Annotated in this window: 18 protein-coding genes, 1 tRNA gene and 1 pseudogene; 9 read left to right on the top strand and 11 right to left on the bottom strand. The window is 67.2% G+C overall.

Annotated elements, in window-relative coordinates; translation table 11 throughout:
• Positions 1–512: 512 nt before the first annotated feature.
• Positions 513–695: pseudogene (locus ACFY2A_RS21670) on the bottom strand (hypothetical protein); the annotation flags it as partial.
• Positions 696–902: 207 nt separating this feature from the next.
• Here ACFY2A_RS21670 and ACFY2A_RS21665 point away from each other — a divergent pair.
• From ACFY2A_RS21665 to ACFY2A_RS21655, 3 genes are all read left to right on the top strand, one after another.
• A tRNA-Leu gene (locus tag ACFY2A_RS21665) sits at positions 903–989 on the top strand.
• Positions 990–1,102: 113 nt separating this feature from the next.
• Positions 1,103–1,582 (top strand): hypothetical protein, encoded by a 480-nt coding sequence (locus tag ACFY2A_RS21660; RefSeq protein ID WP_387174031.1) that lies wholly within the window; start codon positions 1,103–1,105, stop codon positions 1,580–1,582.
• Positions 1,579–2,598 carry a tyrosine-type recombinase/integrase gene (locus tag ACFY2A_RS21655; protein WP_387174029.1) on the top strand — a complete coding sequence of 340 codons (1,020 nt, stop codon included), beginning with the start codon at positions 1,579–1,581 and terminating at the stop codon, positions 2,596–2,598. Before ACFY2A_RS21660 ends, ACFY2A_RS21655 begins: the two co-directional genes overlap by 4 nt.
• A 1,050-nt stretch (positions 2,599–3,648) precedes the next feature.
• Here the strand turns inward: ACFY2A_RS21655 and ACFY2A_RS21650 are convergent.
• Together ACFY2A_RS21650 and ACFY2A_RS21645 are read right to left on the bottom strand one after the other, a co-directional pair.
• Positions 3,649–4,299 (bottom strand): hypothetical protein, encoded by a 651-nt coding sequence (locus ACFY2A_RS21650; protein WP_387174028.1) that lies wholly within the window; start codon positions 4,297–4,299, stop codon positions 3,649–3,651.
• Entirely contained in the window at positions 4,275–5,024 is a 750-nt protein-coding gene (locus ACFY2A_RS21645; protein WP_387174026.1) for a hypothetical protein, read from the bottom strand. The genes ACFY2A_RS21650 and ACFY2A_RS21645 overlap by 25 nt, the downstream gene beginning before the upstream one ends.
• Positions 5,025–5,379: 355 nt before the next feature.
• On the opposite strand from ACFY2A_RS21645, the gene ACFY2A_RS21640 reads away from it, so the two are divergent.
• The 3 genes from ACFY2A_RS21640 to ACFY2A_RS21630 all read left to right on the top strand — a co-directional run bounded on the left by ACFY2A_RS21640 (position 5,380) and on the right by ACFY2A_RS21630 (position 7,663).
• A complete protein-coding gene (locus ACFY2A_RS21640) occupies positions 5,380–5,688 on the top strand; it encodes a hypothetical protein (RefSeq protein ID WP_387174024.1) in 309 nt (102 codons plus the stop codon).
• A gap of 530 nt (positions 5,689–6,218) precedes the next feature.
• Positions 6,219–7,061: a hypothetical protein gene (locus ACFY2A_RS21635; protein ID WP_387174022.1), complete on the top strand. Its 843-nt coding sequence runs from the start codon at positions 6,219–6,221 to the stop codon at positions 7,059–7,061.
• A gap of 185 nt (positions 7,062–7,246) precedes the next feature.
• On the top strand, positions 7,247–7,663 hold the full coding sequence (locus tag ACFY2A_RS21630; protein WP_387174020.1) for a hypothetical protein: 417 nt from the start codon (positions 7,247–7,249) through the stop codon (positions 7,661–7,663).
• A gap of 92 nt (positions 7,664–7,755) precedes the next feature.
• Here ACFY2A_RS21630 and ACFY2A_RS21625 read toward each other — a convergent pair whose 3' ends face one another.
• Both ACFY2A_RS21625 and ACFY2A_RS21620 read right to left on the bottom strand, forming a co-directional pair.
• Positions 7,756–8,175 carry a hypothetical protein gene (locus ACFY2A_RS21625; protein ID WP_387174018.1) on the bottom strand — a complete coding sequence of 140 codons (420 nt, stop codon included), beginning with the start codon at positions 8,173–8,175 and terminating at the stop codon, positions 7,756–7,758.
• Positions 8,172–9,014 carry an IS5 family transposase gene (locus ACFY2A_RS21620; protein WP_387174016.1) on the bottom strand — a complete coding sequence of 281 codons (843 nt, stop codon included), beginning with the start codon at positions 9,012–9,014 and terminating at the stop codon, positions 8,172–8,174. The genes ACFY2A_RS21625 and ACFY2A_RS21620 overlap by 4 nt, the downstream gene beginning before the upstream one ends.
• Positions 9,015–9,173: 159 nt before the next feature.
• Here ACFY2A_RS21620 and ACFY2A_RS21615 point away from each other — a divergent pair, with 159 nt between their 5' ends.
• Genes ACFY2A_RS21615 through ACFY2A_RS21605 form a run of 3 tightly spaced genes read left to right on the top strand, consistent with a single transcriptional unit; the run spans position 9,174 to position 12,183 of the window.
• Positions 9,174–10,514: a relaxase gene (locus tag ACFY2A_RS21615; RefSeq protein ID WP_387174014.1), complete on the top strand. Its 1,341-nt coding sequence runs from the start codon at positions 9,174–9,176 to the stop codon at positions 10,512–10,514.
• Positions 10,515–10,534: 20 nt separating this feature from the next.
• Positions 10,535–11,677, top strand: coding sequence for a hypothetical protein (locus tag ACFY2A_RS21610; protein ID WP_387174012.1), 1,143 nt, complete (start codon positions 10,535–10,537; stop codon positions 11,675–11,677).
• Positions 11,674–12,183: a DUF4913 domain-containing protein gene (locus ACFY2A_RS21605; protein WP_387174010.1), complete on the top strand. Its 510-nt coding sequence runs from the start codon at positions 11,674–11,676 to the stop codon at positions 12,181–12,183. Before ACFY2A_RS21610 ends, ACFY2A_RS21605 begins: the two co-directional genes overlap by 4 nt.
• A gap of 98 nt (positions 12,184–12,281) precedes the next feature.
• Here ACFY2A_RS21605 and ACFY2A_RS21600 read toward each other — a convergent pair whose 3' ends face one another.
• The 6 genes from ACFY2A_RS21600 to ACFY2A_RS21575 form a co-directional block, all read right to left on the bottom strand.
• Positions 12,282–12,959: a hypothetical protein gene (locus ACFY2A_RS21600; RefSeq protein WP_387174008.1), complete on the bottom strand. Its 678-nt coding sequence runs from the start codon at positions 12,957–12,959 to the stop codon at positions 12,282–12,284.
• Positions 12,956–13,546, bottom strand: coding sequence for a hypothetical protein (locus ACFY2A_RS21595; protein ID WP_387174006.1), 591 nt, complete (start codon positions 13,544–13,546; stop codon positions 12,956–12,958). The genes ACFY2A_RS21600 and ACFY2A_RS21595 overlap by 4 nt, the downstream gene beginning before the upstream one ends.
• A 687-nt stretch (positions 13,547–14,233) precedes the next feature.
• A complete protein-coding gene (locus tag ACFY2A_RS21590) occupies positions 14,234–15,319 on the bottom strand; it encodes a toprim domain-containing protein (protein WP_387174004.1) in 1,086 nt (361 codons plus the stop codon).
• A 27-nt stretch (positions 15,320–15,346) separates the two neighbouring features.
• On the bottom strand, positions 15,347–15,901 hold the full coding sequence (locus tag ACFY2A_RS21585) for a TraG/TraD/VirD4 family protein (RefSeq protein WP_387174195.1): 555 nt from the start codon (positions 15,899–15,901) through the stop codon (positions 15,347–15,349).
• Positions 15,805–17,181 (bottom strand): type IV secretory system conjugative DNA transfer family protein, encoded by a 1,377-nt coding sequence (locus ACFY2A_RS21580; RefSeq protein ID WP_387174002.1) that lies wholly within the window; start codon positions 17,179–17,181, stop codon positions 15,805–15,807. Before ACFY2A_RS21580 ends, ACFY2A_RS21585 begins: the two co-directional genes overlap by 97 nt.
• Positions 17,178–18,611, bottom strand: a complete 1,434-nt coding sequence (locus ACFY2A_RS21575; protein ID WP_387174000.1) for a hypothetical protein — start codon at positions 18,609–18,611, stop codon at positions 17,178–17,180. The genes ACFY2A_RS21580 and ACFY2A_RS21575 overlap by 4 nt, the downstream gene beginning before the upstream one ends.
• Positions 18,612–18,615: the final 4 nt, after the last annotated feature.

Raw genomic sequence — 18,615 nt, 5'->3', positions numbered from 1 at the left:
GCGGACTCGAGTGGTGAGCTGGGCGGGGGAGGGACGGTCGCTGCTCCAGGACCGCCGGAAATGGGATGATCGATGGCGGCAGATGGCGACGTCGAAGCGGAGGCGGGACGTGCCGGTGCTGCCGTCGACGCGTCGTGTGGCTTCCACAGCGTGGAGAGCGCGGCCAGGGACACCGTCGGTTCGTCCAGCGCTCCCCGGGAAGGCTGGCTCGCTGGACCAGGCTGGGGGGCAGCGGGGACCGCAGGCTGAGGGGCGGGCGCGGCGTCGCCGAGATACTCCCGTGCCGTCCGTACCGCCGGATGGTCGGCACCGAGCACGGCGGGGCCGGCGGCGGCCACGCGGGTGTAGTTCCGGCGTGCCTCGTGGCGATTGCCCAGCTCGTCCGCGACGGACCCCAGCTCGAAGGCCAACGCCAGCATCAGCGGATCGGCATGCGGCCAGCGGCGCTCCCCGGCGGCGAACGCCTCCTCCAGCACCCGTCGGGCCGCGCTCGGGTCGTCCGCCTCCCGATGCAGCCTGGCCAGCAGATGAGCGGTGCTGAGCACGTCCGGATGATCTTTGCTGAACGGCGGCCGAGTGGACTCGACCGCATCGACCAGCAGGTCACGGGCGGCGGCGAGGTTACCCGCACCACGCAGCGCGAGAGCCCGTTGCTGAGCGACGGCCAGAGGAGAGGCATGGGGCACGAGGCCCATGCTGCCGGGTACGGGCACCTCGACGCTACCCGGCGCACACACCCGCCGAAAGCCCACCGCAGGACCCTGCGAGGACGGCCGGGCGAGGCCCCCGATGCCGATGTGCATGATCCAACTGCGGCGTGTACAGTAACTCCCCGTGCAGCCCACCGGGCGGCCTACGGATGATGGGATCACCGAGGCTGACACGGTAGGCTGGGCAAGTAGGTCCGGGTGGCGGAATGGCAGACGCGCTAGCTTGAGGTGCTAGTGCCCGTATAGGGCGTGGGGGTTCAAGTCCCCCCTCGGACACCAGTTTGCAGCATCCATGCTGTGTATCGCATACCGGTGGTCAAGCGCGCTTGACCACGTAAATCTCAGCGCAGCAACGCCCTCGACCGACCCTGTTTCGATCGGGGGCGGTAGTCGTGGTTGATCGCTCTGTGGCTCCGGTCATCCCGCCGGTGATGTTGGCTGACCAGGAGAAGGGCCACCGTCAGCAGCCCGGGGGAGCGCGTCGCCGCCCGCCGTTGCCGCTGCCGGTCCTGCCGACGCCGCGTGCCGGCACGATGGTGTACGGCGTGGCGGCCATCGACGTCAGCGGTCGCATCGCCGACCGGACGATCATCCGTACCCTCGGCTGGACACCGGGCACCCGCCTGCACATCCGCGAGAGCTCCGGACTGGTCGTCGTAGGGGTGGATCGGCAGGGCGTCTTCACCGTCACCGGTCAAGGTCGTCTGCATCTGCCGGTGGCGGTGCGGCAGTGGTGCGGGCTGACTGCCGGTGACCGAGTGTTGCTGGCCGCGAGCCCTGCTGACGGCCTGCTTGTGGTGCACCCGCCGGCGGCTCTGGACGCGATGGTCATGTCGGTGCACGCCGACGTGTTGGGCGGTGGTCAGGTATGAGTGACACCACCGTGGGCCGAGCCGAGTTGGACGCCGCGCGGCTGTTGCTGGCGCGGATGGGGATCTCTCCGGCTGATCTTGTCGAGGCGGCGTCGGACTGTCCGCCCGCGCCGACGTTCGCCGAGTACGTGCCGGTGGTGTCGGCGGCGGTCAGTGACGGTACGCGGCGGGCTTACGGCTCGTACTGGAAGCGGGTCCTGGAACACTGGGGACAGCGGCGGCTCGATGAGCCGAGCCCGTCGGAGATCGAGCAGCTCGCCGAGTACGCCAAGACGCACGTGGTGGCCCGGCGCAACGCCCGAGGTGGACGCAGCGCGGCGGAGCATCTGATCGCGGCGTTGCGGTGCCTGTACAAGCGGGCGGTGGCCGACGGGTACCTCAACGCGGCGGACAACCCGGCGCTGAAGGTGGCCAAGCCGCGGCGGCTGCCGAGCACTAGGCGGGCGGTAGCGGACAGCAGGTTGGCGGAGATCAACGCCGTCGCTGCCAGCACGGGTGACGATCCGGCGTTGGACAGTCTGCTGTTGCGGTTGCATACCGAGACGGCGTGTCGTCGGGGTGGCGCGTTGGCGTTGCGGCCGGTCGACCTGGACCCGGACCAGTGCCTGATCCTGCTGCGGGAGAAGGGTGACACGGTGCGGTGGCAGCCGGTGTCACCCACTTTGATGAGGCATCTGCAGCAGCACGCCGAGGAACGCCAGGCGGTGGGAGCGGGCCAGTTGCTGCGTTACCGCAACGGGCAGCCGATCACCTACCGCCGCTACGACCACCTGTGGGCGCGTATCGGTCAGCATCTGCCGTGGGTCTATGTGCAGCAGATCAGCACCCACTGGCTGCGGCACACGACGCTGACGTGGGTCGAGCGGAACTTCGGCTACGCCGTGGCCCGCGCCTACGCCGGTCACACCGACAGCGGCAGCGATACCGGCACCACAAGCACGTACGTCCGAGCGAGTCTCCAGGAGGTCGCCGCAGCGCTGGCGGCCCTGACCAACGAGTCCCATCCCCTCGCTTGAGCTGAAGCCATTGCATGGTGGGCCTGGAGGTTGCGTCCAGGCCCACTCGCGAGAGCTCATTTGCAACAAGGCCGTAGCCAATGCGGACTACGTAGCGTCGGCGTCCGGATCTGGCCGAGAGTAGTGTGCCACCCACCTATGCCACGCGTAAAAGATGGACAGCCTCGTCCGCAGTGATTGATTGAAGGCAGGTGCTGGAATCGGCGAAGCCGCTACCTCATCGGTTCGCTTGCATCTCTAGTCTATCCTTGCAGGCGCACCCAAACAATGCTCTTTTCTTATGCCTTCCAAGGGGTTGATGATAGATGGCTAAACAGGAAGAACAGTCCCCGCCTGAGGAAAAGTCGACGTTCAATCCAGAGATTGGCCCTTCCTACGACATCGTCGACTTTACTTGGGGCGCACCGACATGGATTGAGACGGCCGCGGTGGCCGCCGTAACGACCGCCGTTGTGCCCTACGTTTCGGCTGTCGCGCAGGAGTTGGCCAAGAAGACAGTGGAAGGCGCGCCAGCCACTTACCGCCGAGTTCACGCCCGTCTACGGTGCAACCGGAAGGGGGTCAAGTCAGCAGAGCTTGAAGTTACGCCCGCCGGTGGGCCGACAACGGTGGTGGTGCTAACTGGAGAGCTGTCAGATCAAGCGCATCTAGCTCTGATGGACCTAGACCTCCTTAATGCAAGAATCGCGGGCAAGGTCATCCGATGGGATGAAGAATCAGCTTCATGGACTCCGATAGGGCCAGTCAGACGTCGAACAATCTGGCGTAAGCGGCTAAAGTGATCCGCGCCAGCTGACGTACAGCTTGAAGGTTGACCATTATTGCCGAGCCGTTTGGCGTCCAGCAAATAGCGGAAACTCTCTACGAATCAATTCTGCGCTTCTTGTAAAGTTTTGCCCCGACGCTTCCTCGGCTGCATCAGGATCACTTATCTGCCGCAGGCCGGGCGTCATGTTGCGTGACGCAGTGCGGTGAGGTCGAGCGCGCGGTCGTGCTGAATTGAGTGTGCCGCTATGCGGAAGGCCATGATCATAGAGACACTTGCCCGGCCTAGCGATTTGGCAGGACAAGCGCCTCCCAGTCGATCGTGAACTGACCGTTTGATTGCTCCATTACCCGCATCGCCTTCAACACAGCTGCGCGTACGATCTCCTCGGTGACGGCGACGAACTCCGCGAGGCTCACCTGGCGGTCCTGAAGCTTAAGGTCCTTGGGCTTGGTTTCGGCGCCGTGAGCGTACTTGCTGCGCAGACCGTAACCACGCTTCATGTGATCGAATATCTGCTGTCTCGACCAATCCAGGGCTCCATCTGTGCCCCACAACGCCGCGCGCAACGCAAGCCGGTAGCCAAGTTCGAGATTATCGGCGTCGGACAGGTAGAACGCCTCAGCCGCAATAAAGACGTCGAGCAAGCGATCTTCCGCCAGGTCCCTGTGAGCGGCGAGACCCAACCTACGGACCGCGAGAGCGAGGGCCTTGTTCCGAGCAAAGGCAGGATGGCGGATCATGGTATACGTGCGGCGGAGATTCTGCGCCAGCTCGGGCGAGCCCTTGACCTCACCGACTCCGACGACGGAAGGATAGACCCGTAGCGGCGACCAACCGTCGTCGAGCAGGGAGGTCGCTGCTGGATCCTTGAAGGTGACGAATCCGACGATCGAAACCCTCCTCCCAGTTAGCACGGCGATCGCGTCAAGCACGGCTCGCCCTTCTTTTCCCGTTCATCCCACTCCGGCAAAACGCTGTGCGGTTCTCTCTCGTCGGAAATCGGGTCGAAGACGACGCGGGGTAGCGTCCATCTTCTCTTGAGTACGCTCGCTTGCCGTTCCGCGAGGTTGAACGTCGATGTGCTCACCATGGGGAAATCCGGCCTCAGCATTCCTAGCTTGAGCCCACGAATTACTTCCTCAGGTGTCGCCCTTTCCAGCGTTAGGCCCGGTGCAATCTCGATGACTCCTCCGTCGAGGACCAGACCGTCCAGGAAATGGATGCTGTGGAAGTGGAATTGGGAGGCTTCGAGGGAGGATGCGAGGTGCTCGAATCTGCGGTCGAAGAACGTCGGGCCGTAATCGTCGAGGTCTTCTGGTGTCGGCAGGACACTCTCCGCGAGCCGCCAAAACTCAACACGAATCTCGCCGAGAGCGGATCCGACCAGCTTGTCAAGCACGGCGGCGATGGGTGGGCAGTGGCTACCGGCCGCTCTGGCCCGAGCGTAGCTGTCGAGCTGTCGGACACGGTCGAGGCCGGCGAAACTCCACCTCTTGTCGGTTCGGGGCTGAACGCAGTAGGTGTCGCTGCCGGCATACTGCCAATGCTCGCCAGCGTAAACATCCCACATAGCGTCAGACGACATGCGGAGATGGGCGACTGCTTCCTCGGCCCAGGACTTTAGTGCACCGTAGAACTCTCGCAGGTCGGGACTCATCAGGCGCTCACTCTATACGCGTACCGAGGCGTACAGCACCGGTTGGATTGGCCCATGTCCCCCTCCGCCCTGGTTCGGAGTCAGACCCGCAAGTCCGGGTCGCGGTTGCCCGACGGTCGGTGAATGCACCTCGGCCCGCCTGACAGCTTCGGGCTAGGGTCACAGCTCGCGATTTCAACCTTCCGACGGCTCGATCGCACCGCACCCATCTAGCCGCGCGAGTCGCGCGTCGACGATCGGCGCGCCTGTCGACCTGCGTACAGTAGCCGTGCCTGCGCGGCCCCGCAGCGGCGGCAACGCCGAGTCATCTGACCGACCGATTGTTCGTCGAGCGTTGTGCCGCAACACTCGGCCTATGTCCCTCGAGGAAGAGTTTGAAGCAGCCTGCGAAGAGGCGATCGATGCATGCCGCAAACTTGTCCCGCCGTATCACCCGACCGCATGGCAAGTGATGATCAAGGAGCATGGGGCTGCGGAGGCGGCTCGACGGCTGGTTGTCAGTGGTGACATCCAGTCCGGATTCGAGCGCCTCGTGCGCTTGGGCCGACCGGACTTAACCGTCGAGTGGGCCGTAACCGACCCGTACTGGCTGCCATTGTTCGGCCCGCAATATCGAGAAGCGGCCCAGTGGCGGTTGGACCGAGCCCGCATCTCACGACCATAGGAAGAGCCGGGCACCCAAGCTGACAGGTGCCAACAGAGCATCCGGATTTGCCGCTGTTCGGGCGCAGTGCAGTCACCTCCGTAACGCTCGGCGGCAGGGTTGTCCCCGGTTTCGGCCAGTTCACTACCAAGCCATGCCTCCTGTGGTGGCGAGCGGCGTGCGGGCTGCGCGACCTCGGTCGGCTGCTTGTTGGGCGCAGACGACGTACACCCGGACGCCCGGACCTCGGTACCTCAGTGCCCACGCGAGCTGGCGCTACTCGGCGCCTCCACTGCTTGACGACTGGCCGCCTTGCGTATTCGACGTGTGCGAGTTCTCCAGGATCATTGCCGGTTCGTCGCGCTCAGTAATCAATCTCGTGGACGGGGGATGAACAGACGATGACCTGGTCGCGTCCTCATCGAGCGTGACGCTGACCACGGAACACCATGCGCACCCCGAAATGACCTGCGTTCTTGTCGTACCTCAGGCGTTCCTCGCGCACGGAGGCTGATATGCCACGAAAGGTCACACCGGCCCAGTACAACCGCATGGTCAACGAGCACAACCGCAAGGTGAAGCGGGCCGTCGACACGTACAACCGCCAGGTTACGGACTACAACCGCAAGCTCAAGCGGGCCGTCGACGAGCACAATCGCGAGGTACGGGCGTACAACGCCCGCGTGCGCGCCAACCGGCAGCGGCTAAATGCCGAGATCGCACGGTTCAACCGGCAGCGCTCGACGACCCGCTACGTCACGGTTCAGACCTCCACCATCGCGCTGCACGCCGCGTACGCCCACGTCGACGAACAGTCCGAGGGCTGGAACGAACGCGGGCAGCATCTGGCCGACCTGGCAGAAGCCGAGACGGCCAACAGCGCCCAGCTCGCCAACACCCTCCTGGACGGCACGGCCGCCGACGCCGAGCAGATCGAGGAAACCTCCCTCACCGACGAGCTGTCGTCTCTGTCGCTCGACCTGCACAACCGTTGGGAGGGCGCACGGTTCGCGATCAACCCGCGCAACCCCGACGCGGCGCGACACTTCTGCACCAGCGCCCGCGAGGTCGTGGTGAAGCTGATCGACATGAACGCCCCCGACGCCGCGGTGCTGCAGGCCAAGCCAGACTGCGCGCGGGGACCGGACGGCAGGGCGGTCGCGCGGCGGGAGAAGATCGGATACCTGCTCGATCTCAACGGCGCCGGCTACGAACCCCTGGGCGACTTCGTCGAGCAAGACGTCAACGACGTGTTGAACCTGTTCTCCCAGTTCAACAAGGGCACGCATGGCGCTGCCGGCAACTTCGACATCCCCGCCCTCCGCGCCATCAAGCATCGCGTGGAGAACTCCATCCGGTTCCTGTCCACGCTGGTCCGAGGCGCTAACCGGTAGCACCCGGCACCAAGATCACGTCCGCAGTGGTTGGAGCAAGATATGGCTATTGCTTATCAGCCTGCGACCGGGCGCGGTCGCAGATCGGCAATGGGGAGGAGCTCTGCCCGCTCGTCGTCCTGACCGGCGCCGGTAGCCGCTGGTGTTGACGTCATTGGCAACGCCCGGGGCGCACAGTGGCGAGGATGGACAGCGGACAGCCCACCCCGCCTCGCAAGGCGCGGCACCGTGCCCACCATCGGCCGGCTCGCCCACATGCTGTGCTGCTGAGGCTGTCCGGTGAGGAGAAGGCCGCGATCGACGTGGCGGCGCAGGCCGCTGGGCTGACCCCGACCGGCTACGCCGCCAAGGCCGCCGTCTCCGCCGCCTCCGCCGGGCAGGCACCGGGTGGCGTGACTGGGGACCTGCGGGAGCTGCAGCACGAGTTGTTTGCCGCCCGTCGCGCGGTGGTGATGTTCGGTAACAACGTCAACCAAGCCGCTGCGGCGTTCAACGCCACCGGCCAGTTACCGGACTGGGCCGCCGACGCTATCCGCTTGAGCGCGTCAGCGGTGGCTCGGCTCGACGAGGTCATCTCCCTGATCGACCGGAGACTGCGGTGATCACGCGAGTACACCGGCGTGGCTCTCAGAGGATGGTTCGAAAGGTTATGTCCGATGTAGGCTTGGCGGTTCGTTAGAGGCCCTGGTGGTGGTTACGCGGACGTCGTCGGTGAGGCCAGGGTGAACAGGCCGGCCTCGGGTTCGGTGAGGATCTGGCGGGCGACGAGGCGTTTGAGTTTGGCGCGGAGGTTCTCGGTGTCCTTCGCGGTGGTGCCGGTGCCCAGCGCCTGGCAGATGTCCTTGGCGCGCATCGGCGCGGTGGCGCCGTGGAACACGGCGAGGATCTGCTGGTAGGCCGGGCTGGCGACGGTGGGGTCAGCAGGTGCCGACGCGTCGAGTGGGCCGCCCAGGCTCAGGAGCGTCTTGCGGGTGATGGCGAGTTCGGCTATCTCGGTCTCGGCCGCGGCGAGTTGCTCGTCGAGGGAGGCGATCTGGGCACGGAGCCGCTCGATGGCGAGGCCGGCGGCGGTCTCGCGTTCGGTGAGCAGGGTCAGCAGCGTCGGCGGGGTCACCGCTGCCGGCCCGGGTCGCGCCACGACGCGGTGGCGGTGCCGGTCAACCGGCGGATGAGGTTCGCCGTCGAGGCCCACCAGGTGCGTGATATCGCAGAGGCGGGTCGGCTTTCGTACTCGCGGACCAGGCGGCGGTGCAGCATCAGGGTGCCGTTGGTCTGTTCGACCACCCACCGGCGCTTCACTGGCACGAACCCGGCGGTCGTGTCGGACCGAAGGACCTGCTCGACGTCGATACCTCGGACCGCGCCGTGGATCTGCACGTCGTCTTTGAAACCGGCGTCGACCCACGCCTTGGTCACCGTCGGGGTGTGGGCCACGACGTTGTCCAGCAGCCGGATGCCGATGGCGTTGTCGGTGACCGACGCCGCGGTCACCACCACCGCGATGATCAGGCCGAGAGCATCGACGGCCAGGCCCCGCTTGCGGCCGGGTACCTTCTTCGCCGCGTCCTTGCCGGTCGTCGCGGCCGGTACGTGGTTGGCTGCCCGGATCGACTGGGTGTCCAACACCACCGCGGTCGGGTCCTCCGCCCGGCCGGCCTTCTCCCGCGTCTGACAGCGCAGCAGGTCATGAATCACCTGGTCGGTACCGTCATCACGCCACAGCGCGAAGTAGTAGTACGTCGCGGACTTCGGCGGCAGGTCGTGCGGCAGGTACGCCCACTGACACCCGGTCCGGTTCTGGTAGAAGATCGCGTTCACGATCTCCCGCAGCTCGTAGCGGCCCTGATGCCCCGACACCGACGGATGCCGATCCTTCCACACCTGCAGGAAGGGCCCCACCACCGCCCATTGCTCATCGGTCAGGTCACTCGGATACGCCGCACGTCCACTCACGACCGTCCTAACGCGACGCCACCACATCGGCTACGGGTCCGCAAAGATCAGCCAACCGCAAAGCGGATAAGAGGTCACAAACCACCCTCTCAGGTCGGAGGACTGCTGCTTTATCTGTGGGGCCCGGGCAAGGCCGAGGAACACCTCGACCCGCGCTTGGTGGCCGCCTGGGACGGCGCAGGCCCCCTGAAGGACCTGGAGCCCAAGGTCACCGTCAGCGGCAAGCGGGACCTTCGCGCGCTGGCTGCCCTGCTGGAGCAACCGGTCCGCGCCGGCTACCGGCCGCCGAACAGGTTTGTGTGGCATGCCAGCATGCGGCTCGCTCCCGAGGACCGGCACCGCACCATCAGTGACTCGACCTGGGCGAACATGGCAGTGCAGATGCTCACCGAGGTCGGCATCGCCACCACCGCCACCGATCCGGGCCTGCGATGGATCGCCATGCGTCATGCCGATGATCACGTGCACATCGTCGCCACCCTGGTGCGCGAGGACGGCCGCACCAACTGGATGCGCAACGACTACCCGCGCTGTGTGAAGGCCACCTACCATGTCGCCCGCCGCTACCACCTGCACCGCCGTGTCCCACCCGCTGACCGGACTGCACATCGGCGTCCGCACCCGGCCGAGGTCAGCAAGGCCCGTCGTACCGGCCGGGCCCAAATGCCCCGCGACGAGTTGCGCCGGTGCGTACGTCGGGCGGTGGCCGCCGCCGGCTCAGAGGAGGAGTTCTTCGTCCAGCTAGGCGAGGCAGGCGTGCTGGTCCGGCTCCGGAACAGCAGCACCGACCCCGGTCAGGTCACCGGGTACGCGGTGGCGCTGCCCGGTCCCCGCACCGCCAGTGGGCAGCCGGTGTACTTCGGCGGAGGCCGGTTGGCGCCTGACCTGACCCTGCCCAAGCTGCGCCAGCGCTGGGGCACCCCAACACCACCGCCAGCCGCGCCGACAGTAAGCCGGGCAGAGCGGGTCGAGACGCTGCGTCAGGCCGCCACGGTGGTTGCTGCGGCCGCCGACGACATCCACCGCGACGCCCGTACCGCACCCGGTCGAGCGCAGGCCACCGCGGTCGCCGCGGCGGATCTGCTCACGAGCCTGGCGTACGGGATAGAGGGTGACCGGCGCGGGGCGCTGCACCGGGCAGCCGAGGCGTTCGACCGAGCAGCCCGCGACCTGTACGGGCGGGTCCGTCAGCCCAGCGGTCGCTCGCAGGAGATGCGTGCGATGTCGCGGCTGGTAGCACTCATGGGTCGCATCTCCGGCGACGAGGACACGGTGGCCGCGCTCGCGTTGATGATGGACCTGTCCCGCTTCGCCGACACTATCGAGCAGCTGCGAAGAGCGCAGCAGCGTCTCCACCAGGCCGAGGCGGCCCGGACCGCCGCCGAGGCGCTGCGGCTGGTAGCGGGCGGCCGGCGGCCGGTGGTAGCGCCGCCGCTCACGGTCACGGCAACACCCGTACCGACAGTGGGAGGCGGCCGGCGTGCCGCGCGCGGCCGCTGACGCACGCACGGGAGGTGCACGTGCCGCACCCGCAGCACCACGATGATCCGGTGGTCGAGACCCGCCAGCAGTTTCTGCAAGGGCTGGCGACGATGGCGACCGTCGGCGAGGCCGGCGCCCGCTGGGCCGCCGTCGGGATTCAGAACAAGGTCGCCGAACGGGAACGCCAGGCCCAACGGGACCAGGCCGCCGCGACGGCCCGCCGCGAAGCCGACCGCCTGGCCGCCAAGGTACGCGCGGACCGCGAACGGATGGCCGCCTCGCTGGACGGGGACTGGCTGGTCACCAAGGCCACCTTCGCCGAAGCCGCCGGCGTGTGGCGGACCGCGACGATCCACGCTGGCACCGACCCGGTAGCCCGCCGGGTGGTCGAGTTCGCCGAGCAGCGACTCCGCCAGTTCCGCCCGGACCTGATGGCCGCCTACCAACGCCACCGGCAAGCCGGAACCCCGATCTCCGAGGCCATGCGCGCCGCCGCTCGGGAGGTATGGGAACACGACGGCCGCACCGGCCACCGCCAGCATGGCGCTCGTCCGCACGGCGGCACACCCGACCGACCGGGAATCACCCCGGAGGGACCAGCCGCGTTGCCGCCGGGTGGCCGTGGGCTGGTCGACAACTTCGACGCCGCTGTCCGCCAAGAGGCCATGAAACTGGCGGAGCACGTACGGCCCGAAGCCCTCGACGAACTCCAACGCCAGTGGCGCGCCACCGGCAGACTCCCCGCAGGCGAACCCGTGCAGCTACTCCGCGACCTGGCAGCGCACATGAACCAAGCCATCAGGGCCGGCGAAGCCGCCGGGCGGCCGGTCGAGGCGATCCGCCTCGCCCAGATTCACGTGGAGGAAGCCCTGGCCCGCGACCTGCACAGCCGAGCAGCCGCCGAACGCGGCGAAGGAGTCCGCGCCGGCGGAACAGCCGACGACCCTCGTACCCCGGTCGACGAACACGCAGCCGGGCAGTCGGCGAACATGCTCCACGACAACATCGCCGATCACACCGCAGCCACCGCAGCCACCGTCCGTCATGCTGAAACGGTCAGGACGCCGGCGTGGGCGCAGGCCTTCCCGAAGCTTCGCGTAGCCCAGATCGAGCCGACGGTCGCCGGTAAGCAGCCTGCGGCTACGGTCACCGCGGTGCCGATGCGGGGTAGGGCCCGATGACGGCCACCACGTCACAGCAGACCAGCACGGACGCACCTACTCGACTCGACGAACTCGCCGCTGAGGTAGCCAGACTCGCGGCGCAGGTCACCGACCTGCAGCAGACCCACGCCGAATGCACCCAGGCCAGCGACGGGGATGATCAGCCGCCGCTGTATGCGACGGTCGAGGAGTGGGTGACCACGTACCTGCTGCCGACTTTCCCGCGCCCGGTCGGCGAGGTCGGCATGACTCGGTGGCACTGGTGCGAACAGTGGTGGCGCCACGACGAAGCGGTCACCCGACTGACGGCCCTGTGGTACGGCTGGGAACAAGCCCGCCTACAGATGACCGGCATGCTGCCCTGGCTGCGAGAACTCGACCACCAACTACCCATCCTGCACGGCGACGACGGACCATTCCGCAACTGCGCAGCAGGCGGCGACCTCGGAGAAACGCGACACCACTCACCGGCAGAGATGCCAGCCGAACCCGCTCCAGAGAACTGGTGGAATTGGTGGGATTGACGCATGCATAGTTTTTCTGGTTCTCGATGCCGTATAGCTGATGCGGGGTCGGGGTAGCTGCCGCGTCGGCGCAACCGAATCTGACGGCCGCTCGTGGCTTACGGCAACACGAACCCGTGCTTGGCACAATGATTCTTGAATGCCTCGCGGATCAACGTTTCAAGATGATGTACCTGGGGTGATCCAGGGCGGACCCGCTGCTCCCAGGAGCGCCTACGGTGGCTCAGGTAGGTGGCCACCCGGGGAGCCGGCAGGTTGGAGACGAATAGTGTGTGACGCAGGCCGAGATCGGCGTGCAGTCCCTCGAATCCGCGTGCGACGTTCAGTTGTAGGTGGGCGGCGTAGAACTTGCATTCGATCGCAAGCACCGCCTTGCTGCCACGTGGTGCAACCTGGCTGTTGCGGCTGCGATCAGCCTCGTCTTTCGGCAGCACCAGTACGTCGCACTCATGTAGTACCCGTGAACTGCCCTGGACGCGCACCCCCAGATGTACCTCCAGTGCTGGAACTCCGGGAAATTGAAGTTCTGCGTGCGTGTACGGATGGGTCGTCGAGTAGAGCATTCCAGGTGCGGTGCGGAAGAGGAGTTTCCGGGTGGACTCGCCGGTGACGGCAACGTAGTCGACGGTCGCGTCACTATTGCGGGCAACCGACACGACGAGCGAGAACAGGTAACCCTCGTAGGCGTCGTGCGCTTCGAAGGTACTCGAATAGGGGGTGCCGCTGGTGGCAAGTATCGTCCGGATGGCCGCTATCAGATCGTCCTTCGACGTCATGACTGCGCCTCCTGCTTGAGTTCTTCTAGAAGCCAGTTGAGCTGGTCCCGTCGCTGCCGATCCTGCTCCAATTCGTGTCTACCGGACGGCCTGCGTCGCTGTTCGGAAGGCGAGGCGAACTCTTCCGGCGAGGACCCCCCCAACTCGCTCGCAAATTCTAGGTCGATCCCCGATGACTCACCATCGGCTGCCTCAGCGAGGCCTGCATACGTCTGGTTGGCGGCCTCCGGCAGTTCCACAAGCACGCGCTGCATCGAGTCAATGATCAGGAGGACGCGTTCGAGAGAGGTGTGGGTTCGCACGGTCACACCCGTGTTGCCTGTCGTGCTCGCGGACGGGATGGCAGGCTCCCGTCCTCTTGCTACGACAATTTCCTCCAGATCCACCGCGCTTCGCGGTTCCCGGGCAGTCTGCAGGTCCTCGTATATTCGATCCGAGCGAGCTCGGCGGATCCGTTCTACCGGCCGTTCCTGCAGTACACCCTCGACGAGAGCTTGGTCGACGCTCTCCAACACCCAGTCCATGTGGCGTTCTGCGAGCAGGCGTCGAAGGGTGCGCTCGAGATCGCGCAACTCTTCGTCTGTCACAGGTGATTCCTCCGCGCCTCCGTCAGCAATGGACGGTGCAGAAGCGTACGTGAGCAACGCTCCGTCGGCGATGTCAGGATGCTGACACCAGCCGTCGTGGAACTCGCAGCTGCTGGCAGTGGGACCGAATCCATCGCTCGAAGGGACGGCGGCTGACTCCGGTCTGCGGGCCATCGCCAGCTTCGCCTCCTCGTGCAGCGCCGCCCGGACGGCAGTGGTCGAGCCCGACGCCACCTCCGGTGACGAGCCCCTTGCGGCAAACCCAGATATCGGTCTGATGCTCGATCGGGTTGACGTCGGCTCGCCTGCTGAGCAGGAACGCCGGCAGACCGGCCGCGGCGGCAACTCGCCAACTCGTCGCGCTTCAGGCGTAGGCGGGACGGTAATCAAAGCCGTCTACGCGGGATACCAGGTCCGCGGCATACCGCTGGTTGACGGTGATGTCGCGGTCCTCATCGATCTCGGAACCGACGAGCGCGCGGTGCAACGGCACATGGACAAGGCAGTGGCGATGTCAGCCAGCCACCGGTCGGGCGCTCTACGGCACGTGACGATTCCACGCCGCTGGCTTCGTCGCAGGAGTAGCCGCACCGATTCGGTGGTTGGCTCGGGCCAACGTGCCCAGTGGCAGGTAAAGCTCCAAGGTATCCATGCCCTCGTACCGGTACAGGAACCCACCGCGGCCTTCTATGTGCTAAGCGCGGCGATCGCAACAGTATCGACTCCGGCACCGGTGTGGTTGACGATGCGTTGGGCCACACGGATTGCATCTTCCGGCTTCGTTACCTCGAACAAGAGCGGCACCAGGATGCGCACCGCGGCGCACCTACCGTCGATGTCCTCTAACAGCCGAGGATGCCGTTCGACGAGGCGGGTGAGGCGATGGTCGACGACCGCGTCGAGCATGGGTCGTGCCCGTCGCTGCAGGGCAGTTCGCAGCCGGGCCCTGCCGTTCGGCTGCCGTAGTAGGTCCGCTGGGTCGGCGCCGGCACGGAACTCAGCTGCCAGCAGTGGGCCGGGTGGGCGCGGTTGCCGGAGCAGTTGCCAGGCTCGGTTCACGGCACCACGCCCGGCCGGATCGGCATCGAATGCGGCGACGATGCCCTGCGTGGCACCGGGCAGCTCCCGCAAGATCGCGGCCTGGTGGCCGGTCAGAATGGTGCCGCACGGTGCCAGTGCCACCGCTCCGGGCCGGCCCGACCGGGAGTACGACAGCCAGACCGCGAGGACGTCGGCGGGTCCTTCGACCAGGATCGGCGTCCACCGTGCGTTGATGCGTTCCTGCTGTTCCGCGACGCCGAAGAGCAGTTGCCCCTTGTCGTAGATCGCGGTCCCCGGGCTGTTGATGTATTTGGGCACGTGCTCGCCGGAGCCAGGGCTGGAGCGGCCGAGGAAGGCCACGGTGTGCCCGGCTGGGGCGCGTACCGGGAAAATGATCCGGTCCCGGAACACGTCGATGAGGCGGTCCGGCTCCACCCGAGTGCGGGTTGATAGGCCTGCACCCACCAGCTCCTCGGTGTTGAAGCCGGCAGCACGTAGGTGATCGGTGAGCGAACTCCATCCGGATGGGGCGTACCCGACTCGCCACGGCCACTCGCGCTGCGCAAGGACGCCGAGGCCGCGTTCGGCGAGATACGCGCGGGGCCCGTCGGCGTGTGCGAGCTGGGCGCGGTAGTAGGTCACCGCGGCCTCGACGGCCGCCAGCAGCCGCCTGGGCTCAAGTCCGGTGCCGCGTATCGGGAACGTCGGTTGACTGATTCGAGGTGCGCCCATAGTCGACCTCCGATATCCAAGCTAGCTTCAGCTGCCCTGTCTCGGCCAGGACCGCTGCGTCATCCGGTCCTGGCGTGCGGCGCGGGTGCCTCGCGCGTGGCGGGTCATTTCGGCGGTGGAGGTGGCGACGGCGGTGGTCAGCCGCTCGGCGTTTGGTTCGTCGTACCAGGGCAGGAGGTTGAGCATCGCTACCCTGACGCCGGTGGCGAACAGCAGCGCCGAGCCTTTCGGCAGTGCCCGGATCCGCGCGGGGTCGAGGATGCGCTGTCGGCGCACGGAGGTCTGGTACGACGTGCGGCCTTGGGCGTCGCGGGTGCGGGAGGCGACGGTGACGTCGTGTTCGCCGACGAGTCGGGACAGGTCTTCGGCGAACCGCGCGTCGTCGATGCCGGCGCCGACGAGCTTGACCGTGGCGGCCGACCAGAGGGCGTCCATGCCCTGCTCGCCCCAGACGCAGGTGCCTTGGCGGTAGGACTGCAGGATGGTTAGGGGGATGATGCCGCGGCTGCCGAAGTGGCTGTACAGCTCGGGTAGGTCGGCGATCTTGCAGATGTTCGCGGCCTCGTCGAGGCAGGCGACCAGCGGCGGATCGAGTCGGCCACCGTGCGCTTCTGCGACGGTGACTGCGGCGCGCAGCACCTGGTCGGTGAGGCCGGCGACGAGTGTGCGGCGGCACCCGCGCCGTCCTTGGACAGCAGGTAGAGCGTGTCGGTGCTTTCGACGAAGGCCTCGACGTCCAGCGCTGGTAGCGGCCGATCCGGTGGGGTGACCCAGGCCATGATCGTCGGATTAGCCAGGCACGCTGCTGCGGTGCGGGCGGTTTCGTAGAGCCCTTCGCGGGTTTCGGGGGCGCCGGCTTGGCGGCCGGACATGGCTCGGGCGGAGGCGCCGAAGCCGTGGCTCTTGAGGATGGTCGCTGGCTCGCGGGAGGTGGAGTCCGACAGCCAGGTCTGCACTGAGGTCAGTGTGCGGCCTTCGAGTGCGGCGGCGAGGATCAGCGAGGTGAGCAGGTCCAGCGCTCCCTGGATCCAAAAGTCGTCGCTGCTGTGGGAGTTGCGTACCTGCTGGACGAAGTGGTTGGCCAGCCGGTGTGCGCCCTCGACGTCCTCGATGGCAGCCAGCGGATTCCACCACCAGCCCTGCGGCATGTGCGCGATGGACTGCGGATCGAACACCCACACAGCGCCGTGCGTAGCGCGAAAGGCCGCCGTGGTGGCCCACAGGTCCGGTTTGTTGCTGGTGGCGAGCGCCGGCCCCGGCGCGTTGAGGATCGACTGGACGGCCAGCGCGGTTGTCTTGCCGGCGCGGGGTGCCATCACCGCGAGCACGACGTCCTCCCAGGAGGCGTATACGCGGGGACCCGAGCCGCGTCGTCGTCGGTGCGCGCCGAGCACCACACCGGCCGCCTCGGCCGGGATCTCCTTCACCGGCACGTTCGCCAGGCCGGGCCGCAGTCGGCGAGCCTTGGCGGCTGTCGCTGGGAGTGTCATGGTGCGCACCTCGACAGGGCCGGCCAGCGATGGGAGCGGGTCCTCGGCGTCCGGCTTGCGGCCCTGCCACCACAAAGTCACGAAGGTGACCAGGCCGACCAGCACCAGCAGCAGCACTGCGTAGACGACGCCGACCACGGTGGGGGAGACCTCGGGCCACAGCACGGCCCAGTCGGCCCGCAGCAGGTGTTGCACGTACGAGGATCCGAAGCGGGGACCAGCAGCAGAAGGCTGGGTCACCGTCGCGGCGATGAGGCCGGCCAGCCAGGACAACCACATCAGGACGAACACCGCCCACACCAGCCCGAGCACCAGGAACGGAGTGAGAGGGCCGCCGGCGGTGCCGCGCGGCTCGACGGGTCGGGTGCTCATGGCCGCACCTCACGAATGGCCGAATCGGTGTCGTAGAGGTCCCATTCCTCGCCGACCAGGGTCAGCGACACCGGCAGCCCATTTCGTTCGCCGGTCTTGATCAGGTATTTGCCCCGGCCGGGATGCACAGAGCCGGCGAACCAAGCCTCCGGCGCGGCCCAGGACGCCACCAGCTCCCGCTCGGGGCCGGAGAGCTTGATGACTTCGTTGACGCGGGCCAGTTCTCGAGGTGGCAGGCCGGCGAGGATTTTGATGGCGGAGCGTTCGATGAAGCCTTGTGCTTTGGCCCGGTCTTCGGCCGTGGGTAGGGCGTCGAGGTCGGCGAGGGAGTGGGTGACCATCACGCTGGCCATGCCCCGCTGCCGGTTGAGTCGGGTGAGTGCGTCGGCGTGCTCGACGAGCCCGGAGGCGCCGCGCAGCGCCCGCCATAGTTCGTCCATGACGCCGAGGTACTGGCGGCGTGGGGCCAGGCCCTGGTCGGCGAGGACGGAGGCGGCGTCGACCATGCCGAAGCCGTACGCCCAGGTGCACAGCATCGCCGCGGCGACGAGCTGGTCGCCAGCGGCGGCGACCTGGGAGATGTCGACGCTGACGGCGGGGGCGTCGAGGTCGAGGGGTTTGCTGGTGGGTCCGTCGAACACCCCGCGCAGGCTGCCTTCGCAGAGCAGTGCGAGGGTGGGCACCAGCTGGTCGACGCGGCGGCGGTACTCGCCGTCTGTGCGTGCCCGGGCCGCGGCCGCGGCCTGCAGCTCGCCGGTGCCGGTTTCGATGAGGCTGAGCACGTCGGGCACCGTCGGGTCGTGGTCGAGGCGTTCGGTGAGTACGTCGATGGCGCGGCCGAGGATGATCTCTTCGGTGTTGTTGAGTACGTGTCCGCGTACGAGGGCGCAGAGTGCCAGGAGCAGGGACATGCGGCGGCCGCGGATTTCCAGGCGTAGTTGTCGGGCGTCGGCGGTGCCCATGCGAGCGAGGGCGGTGCCGAGAGGGCCGGAGTCGAGGGGGTTGAGGCGGTCCAGGCCGCGTCCGATGCGGATGACCTGTCCGCCGAGGTGTTCGACGAGTCTGGTGTAGTCGGGTTTCGTGTCGCCGAGGATGAGGGCGCTGGTGCCGAAGCCGGTCATGCCGGTGATCAGTCGTTTGACCACGGTGGACTTGCCGACGCCGGGTTGGCCGAGGACGAACACGCCGGGGTTGGTGATCAGGCCTTCGCGGAGCCATTCGAGGGGGTCGAGGCAGACGACTTCGCCCCACAGCATGTGCCGTCCGATCGGAACCCCGATGGTGGGTGCCCCGGAGCCGGCGACGAAGGGGAACAGCCCACACAGTTGGACGGTGGTGCCCTGGTACTCCATGCCGGGGGAGACGTGGCTCGCTCGGCCGGTGCCGGGCGCTCGCACTCCCCAGGCAGGGGCAGCAACGGTGCTCTTCAACGAG

Source organism: Micromonospora sp. NPDC000442, assembly GCF_042898635.1.
Taxonomy (GTDB): domain Bacteria; phylum Actinomycetota; class Actinomycetes; order Mycobacteriales; family Micromonosporaceae; genus Micromonospora.
This window is presented reverse-complemented; position numbering and strand designations above follow the sequence as displayed.